The organism is Paenisporosarcina quisquiliarum, from assembly GCF_043641925.1.
Classification (GTDB): domain Bacteria; phylum Bacillota; class Bacilli; order Bacillales_A; family Planococcaceae; genus Paenisporosarcina; species Paenisporosarcina quisquiliarum_A.
The window spans coordinates 76,220-86,482 of the sequence record NZ_JBHZRU010000017.1 but is presented as its reverse complement, the minus strand read 5'-3'; the positions used below and the strand labels follow the sequence as shown (position 1 = coordinate 86,482).

The window sequence follows — 10,263 nt, the reverse complement described above, 5'->3', positions numbered from 1 at the left end:
TATTTAAAATTATAGCATATTAGCCCCTGCGAAAAAAATATTAACCGTCAGGTTTATTTGGCATGCTTATTTATACATATTTCGTGATACTTGGAGTGTAGGCGAGTGACTCCTGCGGGAACCGCGCGAGCTGAAGACCCTGCAGCGAGCGGAGCGAGTGAAGCGGCTGAAGCCGTGCCCGCGGAAAGCGAGTGCCGAAACGGAAAGCAATAGGCTTATATCAGTGAACTACCTATACTTTTTTATAAAATTCCAGGAAAACGATTGACTAATGGTAAGAAAGCGTCCGACGTAATGGAATTCAATATTTTTTAATTATCTACAGTTTAATAACTTGACTGCAACTCCTTGTATTAAGGGATATATTTTTCGGCAATCAGGACAACTTTATTGTTCACGAAGTACAGATCGTATAATCCTTCGTGATCTGTTGGATCAAACTCAGCAAAGGGTTTATAGCCGATTGTGGCTCCATATAAAATGTATACTTCCACATTTGAGTGAAGGTTCACTTTTTCATGATCTCCTTCTTGATCGACAATATGACCTCCATTTGGTTCATCTGCTTTCTGTTCCCAGTTAGCATAATCCACAATCATATCACGTTCATTCACTTCTAATATAAAACCTTGCTTTCGTGTAATATCAGGTAAATGTTTAATTAATTTTTCATTCATAGCAACCAATGTACTAAGCTGATTGATGCTTTCTCTATCATAATTTTTGAGAGACTCAACCAACTCTTCTAATTCCACCATCTTTTTTGTTTTTTCCGCTAACTGATTTTCAAAGCTTAATAGCTCTTTATTCAATCTCTCAATTTCACTGTTTACTTTTTCTAGTTGTTTCGTTATTATCTCCTCATTTCTAGAAGCTTTATTAGAACAACTCGTTAAAACAACCACACTTAGTATAAGAATAAGTAACTTCTTCATTATGCTTTATTCCGCTGATATCGTTTAAACCAACTCGTTAAGATCGTTCCCACAATTAAGATAATACCGATGTATAAAAGCATGTTAATGGTGGGGTTTTTTAAATTCGATTCTTCTGTAGAACTTGCTAAAACGTTGGGTTCTTGTGATGAACTCTCTAATACGTTTTGATAAAACAATCTTTTTTCCTCATCACTTTCAACCACTTGACCATCTTGAACTTGAACCATTCCATTTGGACCGCCAACGGGTAATAAGAAATCTTCCCCTTCTTCTAAAAATAAAAGAAATTCTCCCCCGTCGTTTTGAAACTCATCCACCCATCCAATATCGAATGGATCAATGCCTACCGTTATTTGACTAGCCGATTCACCTTTATAAACTTCTTTAACTTTAAATGCTGTTCCGTGAAAAACCATTTCAGTGCCATTCGTTAATTCATCTGAAAAGTCATACGTGCCATACACAATCACGTTTGCACGTTCAGTCACTTCTTCAACTGAAAGCTCTACCCAAGATGTTGCGAGAACCTGAGTGAATGTGAATAAAGATAAGAAAACAGTTAATAGTCCAATACGTTTTTTCAAAGGGACATTCTCCTTAAACATCGATTAATTTCTTCTGAATAGTTCTATGTATATTCTACAAAGCACCTCAAAAATCCTGTTTAATATTTCCAAGATCAAAAAAAGAGCTGCCGAAGCAACTCATTAAAAAACCGTTTTCATTGTAATAAATTTCGTTTCTGTCATTTCGTCGACCGCAAACTTAACACCTTCACGCCCGTAACCACTCATTTTAACGCCACCATAAGGCATATGATCCACACGGAAAGTAGGAATGTCATTAATAATGACTGCTCCCGCTTCAATTTGATCCGCTGCCTTCATGGCATCGGTCAACACATTCGTATAAATAGCAGCATTTAATCCAAACTGAGAGTCATTGACGAGCCCAATCGCTTCCTCTAAAGTGTCATACGGAATAAGAGAGACGATTGGAGCAAATACTTCTTCACATACCACATTCATATCAGCCATCACATTCGTCAAGACAGTTGGAGAAAGGGATCGGTCGGTAAAGTCGCCACCTGTTGCAACTTCGGCACCTTGGGATTTTGCTTCCTCAATCCACTTCACGATGCGATCCACTTCACCTGGGTGAATCATCGAACTAACATCCGTCTCTTCATTGAGCGGATCGCCAACCTTTAACTTCTTCGTTTCTTCAATGAATAACTTCGCGAAATCCTCGTAAATTTCTTGATTCACATAAATACGTTGCAAAGATATACATACTTGTCCCGAGAAACTAAATGCACCCTCTGCACATCGCTTCACGATTTTTTCAATCGGTACACTTGGCTCTACGATCAGTGCGGAGTTCGATCCAAGTTCTAAGGTGATCTTACGTAAACCAACTTTTTCTTTTATTTTTAATCCGACAGGAACGCTGCCCGTAAACGTCACTTTTTTAACATCGGGATGCGTAATTAGTGAATCACTTAACTCGCTTCCACTTCCCGTTATGATTTGTAAAACTCCATCAGGTAATCCTGCTTCTTTAAAGATTTCAGCCATTGCTAAAGCACTTAAAGGCGTTTGAGTAGCCGGTTTTAAAACGACTGTATTTCCAACTGCAAACGCTGGTCCTAATTTATGTGCAACTAAATTGAATGGAAAGTTAAAAGGTGTAATTGCCGAAATGACGCCAATCGCCTCTTTTTTCGTCCATCCAATTCTGTCAGTCACGCCAGGCGCCGCATCCATTGGAATCGTTTCACCACGGTATTGCTTCGCTTCCTCTGCAGAAAATTGATACGTTGCGATCGTACGGTCAATCTCTGCTCGTGCCGTTTTTAGTGGCTTACCTGCTTCTGAAGCTAATATTCGAGCAAGATCTTCCTTCTGCTCACGCATAATCGTTACCACTTTATATAACATCTCAGCTCGATTATAAGCTGTCCACTTTTTGAATGAATGAAAAGCTTGCTCTGCACCTGCAATTGCGACTTTAACATCTTCAGCGGAACCTTTTGCTACTTTAGCAATCAAGTTCCCATCATACGGGGCTTTCAATTCATACGTCTCCGTAGATTCTCTCCAAGCACCGTTAATCCACAATTTTGTTTCTCTCAAAAGAAACACCTCCCAATATAAAGGATATACCCAAATTATCTAACCTATATGAATACGATAGCACATTATGTGATTGAATTTATTATAATATTTCGAATTTGACCGTTTGCAAATAAAAAAGTTAAAAGAGTAGTTTCAGTAATATTGGGCAAAACAATACTAATATATGTTGAAAGGATGTTTATTCATGGCAAAGTTGATGAAAGCTTTATTACCATCCGCATTCCTCATTTCCATCATCTTGTTAGGCGCTTGTGCAAATGACGATGAAGTAACAAATGACACGACTAATAATAATACGGCTGATGATATTGAAGATACGGAAACGGGTGAAAATCCAGCGAATGTAGTTGGAGAATCGTTTGATTTCAAAGGAATAGATATTGAAATTGACGTGGCTGATCAAGAAGATGCGATTATCGTGCATTACGAGGAAAAGAAAGATGCGACAGATGTTCAGTATAAAAATACTTTAACGAATGAAGATGTGCAGGGTTCAGATGCCATGACATTGTTAGAACCTATATTTGAGAAGTTGTCTATCGCTGAATCCCATACAAACGAAGAAGTCGTACGTCAGCTCGCTGAAGGATTTGGCGTAGCGGATAAATACACGGAATTAAAAGCTGAAATCACCTTTTTTAATGAACATAAACAAGCTTATGAAGGGAAAAAGTAGTGGTGAAATTGTGTGGATTTCATGAATACTTGAATAACAACTGCGAATCCTAGAATGAGGCGTGTGAATTCGAGAATAGCCCCATTGAAATGGAGAACAGACCCATCGAAGCCTTGAATGCACCCTTTGAATCCCTTGAATACCTCTCTACCTCATCACTCCCCAAATAAAAAGCCGAGTAAGGAATCTACATTCCTACACTCGGCCTTTATTCATTATCCTTGAAAATCCTCAATCAATATAACGCGTGCGGGTGCTGCGTCAGTACCTACTAATTTTAATGGTGCCGCAACCATGAAATACGATCCTGCATTTACTTCACTTAAGCGCAATCCTTCAATCACAAGAATATTTGCTCCAAACAATGCTTTATGTGTTGGATGATTAGGTTGGCTACGTTCAACGCCAAGTGCATCAATGCCGACACCTTTAATTTTAAGTTCAGCTAAGTATTGCGCACCGTCTTCTTTTAAAAAGATAAACTCTGGATTAAAGTCTTCATCAAGTGAATTTTTTGTTTTAAACAATATGAAATCATTCTCTTGAAGGTCGAGAGTTGCCAAGTCATCTTTCGTGATCCCGTCTTCAACATGCATGAAATCGAGAACTTTAACTGGACCAACCAATTGGTCAAGCGTGATTGTTTCAAAAGTCGCACCATCATTCATCATGTGTAAAGGTGCATCGATATGTGTTCCTGTGTGAACGTCAATCTCAAGACGTGATTCCGTAACATGTGCATTCGTTACACGAGAAATCTTCGGTTGTTTTTCGGGTTTGTTTTTGTAAACTGGCATCCCTTCAAAAATAGGAGCCGTAATGTCATAAATTTTCATCGTATCCTCCTTCTTTTATATCGATGCAGAATTGTAGTCTAAGTCACTTTACCTGTAAGTGTATCATTATCTAATGAACACACGTATCAATATACACATTGCGGTTACTTCAGTAGCCAACTCATTCCGATGACTACCCATCGTAAGAAACAACTATCTCCAAACAAATCCGTTCTCTTCCAATAATTCGTCGGCCGCTTTTGGTCCCATTGTTCCTGCTGAGTAAGTGTGTAGAGGTAAGCTATTTTCTTCAAATGCTTCCAAAATCGGTTGCACCCATTTCCACGAAAGTTCGACTTCGTCCCAGTGCGCAAAGAATGTAGAGTCTCCTTGTAAAGCATCCTCAATCAGCAATTCATAAGCTTCAGGCATTTCCTTCGTGTCTGCAGAGAATTCGACCGTAATTGGATCTACTTTGCCGTGATCGTTTTGATTATGACTATTCAGCTGCATCGTAATTCCTTCATAAGGACCGATATTAATAATAAGCAAATTTGGTTCAGCTTGTTGGTTCACCAACGGGTACAGCCTGTTAAAGTGATTATTAAACTCAATCACAATACGAGTAGATTTTTCCTTTAAGCGTTTTCCTGTTCGTAAATAAAACGGGACACCTATCCAAAACGGATTATCAATCCATGCTCTTGTTGCGATAAACGTGTCATTAGTAGATGATTCAGGAATTCCAGGTTCATCTTTATAGCCGACTACTGGATTTCCAACGATTTCACCATGCTCATATTGTCCTCGAATGACAGAAAGACTCACATCTTCTTTTGATAAAGACCGTAATGACCCCATTACATGTTTTTTCTCTGAACGAATATCATTCGCACTAATACTTCTCGGCAAATTCATCGTCGTCATCATGAGCATTTGTAACATATGATTTTGGAACATATCTCGAATAGCTCCAGCTTGATCATAATAACCTGCGCGCTCCTCGACACCGACTGTTTCACTTGCCGTGATTTGGATATTCGCTATGTACTCACGATTCCAAATGGCATGAATAACAGGATTCAAAATAACAAGGGTCGCTAAGTTTTGAACCATGGACTTCCCTAAATAATGATCAATACGGTAAATCTCATCTTCTTTAAAGACTTTACTCAGTTGGTCATTTAATCGTCTTGCAGAGGCTAAATCGTGTCCAAAAGGCTTTTCAATGACTAATCGTCTCCAGCCCATTGTCGAACCTAAGCCACTTTGTTCAATGTTGTAGGCAATAACCTCAAACAATGAAGGACCAACTGACAAATAAAACATTCGATTTTGAGGGATATCTAGAAGTTCTTCTGTCTGTTGAATACCTGCTAATAAGCGTTGGTATCCTTCAGGCTTTGTTACGTCAATGTGCATATACTGCAGTGTTTTAGAAAATTCAAGTAGCTGTTGTTCATCCACTTTTGTTGTTCGTGAATACATTTGAACAGACTCCATCACGTACAACTGAAAGTCATATGTGGACATCTCTTCTAATCCTGTTCCAAAAACAGAAAATGCTTTGGGCATTTTTTTATCTACGAATAAATGATATAGCGCAGGAAAGATTTTTCTCTTAGCTAAATCTCCACTCGCACCAAATAATACAAATGTCATTGAATCCATCTAGAGATCACATCCTTCCATTACACATTTAAATCTTAAAGTAATAAGCAAAATATTGCTCTTTAGTAATGTTTGAAATTCTGGCACACCAAAAAAACAGGGGGTTATCCTGTTTTTGGTTTACCTACTATTCATCATCATACCAGTGAAATCGTTTGCACAATCAAACAATTTCACTGATTTCATCTGCTTTTATACGCGAATACGAATTTCGCTTTCTTCATCAAAGAAGTGAGAACGCTCCATATTGATTGAAAGGTCAATCATTTCACCAGGATTCACGATTTCACTTGAATCTATTCTTGCGATAAATTCTTGACCTTCAATTGTAGAATAAATCATAATTTCAGCACCTGTTAATTCAGAAACTTCAACTAAAGTACGGATTTTATAGTGTTCATTTGTTACTTCGTTTGTAATTTGCTCAGGGCGCACACCAAGAATAAGGTTTTTACCTTCATATCCTTTTTCAACAAGTACTTTTGCTTGATGATCAGGTATTTTAATTGATTGTTGACCTAAAACGAATTCTCCATTTACAAAACTACCTTTTAAGAAGTTCATCGATGGTGACCCAATAAATCCGCCAACAAATACGTTTTCAGGTAAGTCATAGACTTCTTTAGGTGTTCCAACTTGTTGAATAACGCCATCTTTCATAATGACAATTCGTGACGCCATCGTCATTGCTTCCGTTTGGTCATGTGTCACATAAATCGTTGTTGTTTTTAGACGTTGATGTAATTTTGCAATTTCAGAACGCATTTGCACACGTAGTTTTGAGTCAAGATTTGATAAAGGCTCATCCATTAAGAAGATTTTCGCATCACGTACAATCGCACGACCTAAAGCAACACGCTGACGTTGACCACCAGATAGAGCTTTTGGTTTACGATCTAAGTAAGGTTGTAAGCCTAAGATGCCAGCTGCTTTTTGAACGCGTTCATCAATCTCTTCTTTAGAGAATTTACGAAGCTTTAATCCAAACGCCATATTATCGTATACCGTCATATGTGGATACAAGGCATAGTTCTGGAATACCATCGCAATGTCGCGTTCCTTTGGTGGTACATCATTCATTTTCTTTCCATCAATCAAGAAATCACCTTTAGAAATTTCTTCAAGACCCGCAATCATGCGTAATGTTGTTGATTTACCGCACCCAGATGGTCCTACAAAAACGATAAATTCTTCATCATTGATAGATAAATTAAAATCCGAAACGGCTGTTACTTTGTTGTCGTATACTTTTGAAATACTGTTTAATTCTATTTTCGCCATTTATCTCACATCCTCTATATTTTTCGAAGCGCTTTCATTTACATTATCGATTACAAGTAAGGCTGCACCAAGCATCCCTGCTTCATTTCTAAACTGAGCTTTCTTCACCGTAAGTGGTTTCAATAATAAAGGTTCCAAAGCTTCCTCTAAATAATGCCACCATTCGTTCGCTGATTCAGAAACTCCACCACCAATGACCACGCAATCCATATCTAATACTGCTTGAAGCGAACTAATCACAATCGCTAAATCACTCGTGAATTTTTTCGTTAATGACAGTGCTTCTACATGACCTGCGTTTGCCATACCGAACAATTGATGCGGTGAAATAAGCTGTTGATTGTCATCTAAGATTTGTCGTTCTCCGATTTGTCGTCTTAACGCCGTTCCAGATACATATTGCTCACTGCAACCTGGACGTCCACAAGTACAAACATGACCATTTGGATATAAAATCAAATGTCCAACTTCGCCACCACCACCGTGTGCTCCATTCAAAATCTGACCATCTAAGACGATTCCGCCACCTAATCCAGTTCCAACTGTTAAACAAACCGTTCGTCGGAAACCTTTAGCAGCACCTAATCTAGCTTCTGCAAGACCTGCGCAGTTTGCATCATTGTTAACTTCAACGCGGAGACCCGTCGCTTTTTCCAACAATGATTTCACTTCAGTACCCTGCCAACCTGGTAATGTTTCTGTTTCAAACGTGATGACGCCATTTTCAGCATCCACCATTCCACGTGTTCCAATACCAATTGCTTGAATTTGTGGATATTTCTCAATTAATTCTAGAACGTTTTCTTCTAGAAAAGGATAAAGAGGGACTTGAGTAGGCACCACATGGTCCGCTACTACTTGGCCATCCGAATCGATAATTCCCATTCGAATTTTTGTCCCCCCGATGTCTACACCAAGGACTACCATTTACACTTACCCTCCAGTTAACTAAAGTCTATAAAATATTGAATATATCCTTTAATCATACCTTATTTTAGGGATTCGTCCATCTATGATTTGTCCCATATTCCTATTCGTTATGTGATAAGTAAAAAGCTACGGCTTCATATGGACGTAAACGAATTGATTTATTCGCCAAAAGATCCTTATAATTTTGAATCAACACTTCTCCATTTTCAAGATACGGCAGAATGTCTTGGTGTTCAAAAAGAATTTCTTGATCACTAAAATGACAGATGACGAGCAGTGATTCTTGATCAGTTTTACGTTCATACGCAAAGACATTCGGGTTTTCTCGGTCAATTAATCGGAAATCCCCTGTTGTAATCACATCCACATTTTTTCTAAATTGAATCAACTGTTGATAGTAAGCAAAAATTGAATCTTTCGATTGAGTGGCTTGTGCGACATTAATTTTTGTGAAATTTGGGTTTGCCTCAATCCAAGGAGTCCCTTCACTAAAGCCACCATTCTTTTCATTCGTCCATTGCATTGGTGTGCGGGCATTGTCTCTTCCTTTTACATAAATAGACTCAAAAATTTTGTGCTCGTCGATTCCTTGCTCCATTTTTTCGTTGTACATATTTAGTGTTTCTAAATCTCGATATTGATCAATCGATTCAAACTTCACATTTGTCATACCAATTTCTTCTCCTTGGTAAATATAAGGAGTTCCTTGAAGCAAATGTAAGCACGTAGCGAGCATTTTTGCTGACTCGACTCTGTATTCACCGTCGTTCCCAAATCGAGATACAATACGAGGCTGATCATGGTTATTCCAGTACAAGCTATTCCAACCAGTTCCGTGTAAATTCGTTTGCCATTTTTCGAAGTTCTCTTTCAAATCCACCAGATGCAACGGTTTAAGATCCCACTTTTCAAACGGACCACTATCTAAACTCATATGCTCAAATGTAAATACCATATTCAACTCTTTATTCGCAGGGTTGGTATAGATTGACGCATCCTCTGGCGTTACCCCTGGCATTTCTCCGACGGTTAAAATGTCATACTTCGATAACACTTCTTCATTCATTTCTTGTAAATAATCATGAATTTTTGGTCCATTCATATAATAAGGGCTGCCGTCACCAAAACGTTGACCTTCGTTCTTTGCGCCGTTTGGAAGATCTGGATGCTTGGAAATTAAATTAATAACGTCCATTCGGAAACCGTCAATTCCTTTGTCTAACCAAAATTTCATCATGTCATATACTTCGTGTCGAAGTGGTTCATGCTCCCAGTTCAAATCCGGTTGCTTTTTAGAGAATAAATGCAAGAAAGATTCTTCGGTATTTTGATCATACTCCCAAGCAGAGCCACCGAAAAATGATCCCCAGTTATTCGGGGCTTGGTCACCTTCCCCTTTTTCCCACACATAATAGTTTCGATATGGACTTTCTTTCGAAGACTTGGACTCAACAAACCATTCATGTTCATCTGACGTATGATTGACTACCAAATCCATAATAATCTTGAGTCCGCGTTCTTTTGCTTGAGCAAGAAGCTCATCAAAATCTTCCATCGTGCCAAATTCATTCATGATTTCAATGTAGTTACGGATGTCGTATCCATTATCATCATTTGGTGAATCATAAATCGGGCTTAACCAAATCACATCGATTCCTAATTCTTTTAAGTAATCTAGTTTTTGAATGATTCCTTGAATGTCCCCTATCCCATCTCCGTTGCTATCGTAAAAGCTTCTAGGATAAATTTGATAGACCACACTTTTCTTCCACCACTCAATTTCGGATTGTTTTAATTCCAACTTGAGAGCCCCCATTCTTTTTCAATTTTATATAGGATGTCTTAAAATCATG

Annotated in this window: 9 protein-coding genes; 1 reads left to right on the top strand and 8 read right to left on the bottom strand. The window is 38.3% G+C overall.

What is annotated here, in order from left to right; all coding sequences use genetic code 11:
* Nucleotides 1-353: 353 nt before the first annotated feature.
* From ACHUE4_RS13045 to ACHUE4_RS13035, 3 genes are all read right to left on the bottom strand, one after another.
* Nucleotides 354-935 carry a hypothetical protein gene (locus ACHUE4_RS13045; RefSeq protein WP_394190727.1) on the bottom strand — a complete coding sequence of 194 codons (582 nt, stop codon included), beginning with the start codon at nt 933-935 and terminating at the stop codon, nt 354-356.
* Nucleotides 935-1,522, bottom strand: coding sequence for a hypothetical protein (locus ACHUE4_RS13040; RefSeq protein ID WP_394190725.1), 588 nt, complete (start codon nt 1,520-1,522; stop codon nt 935-937). The genes ACHUE4_RS13045 and ACHUE4_RS13040 overlap by 1 nt, the downstream gene beginning before the upstream one ends.
* Nucleotides 1,523-1,645: 123 nt before the next feature.
* Complete coding sequence (locus ACHUE4_RS13035; protein WP_394190723.1) at nt 1,646-3,073, bottom strand: aldehyde dehydrogenase family protein; 1,428 nt, start codon at nt 3,071-3,073, stop codon at nt 1,646-1,648.
* 187 nt (nt 3,074-3,260) lie between these two features.
* Here ACHUE4_RS13035 and ACHUE4_RS13030 point away from each other — a divergent pair, with 187 nt between their 5' ends.
* Nucleotides 3,261-3,752 (top strand): YusW family protein, encoded by a 492-nt coding sequence (locus ACHUE4_RS13030; RefSeq protein ID WP_394190721.1) that lies wholly within the window; start codon nt 3,261-3,263, stop codon nt 3,750-3,752.
* Between the two features lie 215 nt (nt 3,753-3,967).
* On the opposite strand, the gene ACHUE4_RS13025 is transcribed toward ACHUE4_RS13030, so the two are convergent.
* The 5 genes from ACHUE4_RS13025 to ACHUE4_RS13005 form a co-directional block, all read right to left on the bottom strand.
* The gene (locus ACHUE4_RS13025) at nt 3,968-4,588 is read right to left on the bottom strand and encodes a cyclase family protein (RefSeq protein ID WP_394190719.1); all 621 of its coding nucleotides are present in this window, start codon (nt 4,586-4,588) and stop codon (nt 3,968-3,970) included.
* 153 nt (nt 4,589-4,741) lie between these two features.
* Nucleotides 4,742-6,199: a glucose-6-phosphate dehydrogenase gene (gene zwf, locus ACHUE4_RS13020; protein WP_394190717.1), complete on the bottom strand. Its 1,458-nt coding sequence runs from the start codon at nt 6,197-6,199 to the stop codon at nt 4,742-4,744.
* Between the two features lie 192 nt (nt 6,200-6,391).
* On the bottom strand, nt 6,392-7,480 hold the full coding sequence (locus ACHUE4_RS13015) for an ABC transporter ATP-binding protein (protein ID WP_394190715.1): 1,089 nt from the start codon (nt 7,478-7,480) through the stop codon (nt 6,392-6,394).
* Nucleotides 7,481-8,407 (bottom strand): ROK family protein, encoded by a 927-nt coding sequence (locus ACHUE4_RS13010; RefSeq protein WP_394190713.1) that lies wholly within the window; start codon nt 8,405-8,407, stop codon nt 7,481-7,483. It lies immediately after the preceding gene.
* A 103-nt stretch (nt 8,408-8,510) separates the two neighbouring features.
* Complete coding sequence (locus ACHUE4_RS13005) at nt 8,511-10,211, bottom strand: glycoside hydrolase family 13 protein (protein WP_394190711.1); 1,701 nt, start codon at nt 10,209-10,211, stop codon at nt 8,511-8,513.
* Nucleotides 10,212-10,263 lie beyond the last annotated feature (52 nt).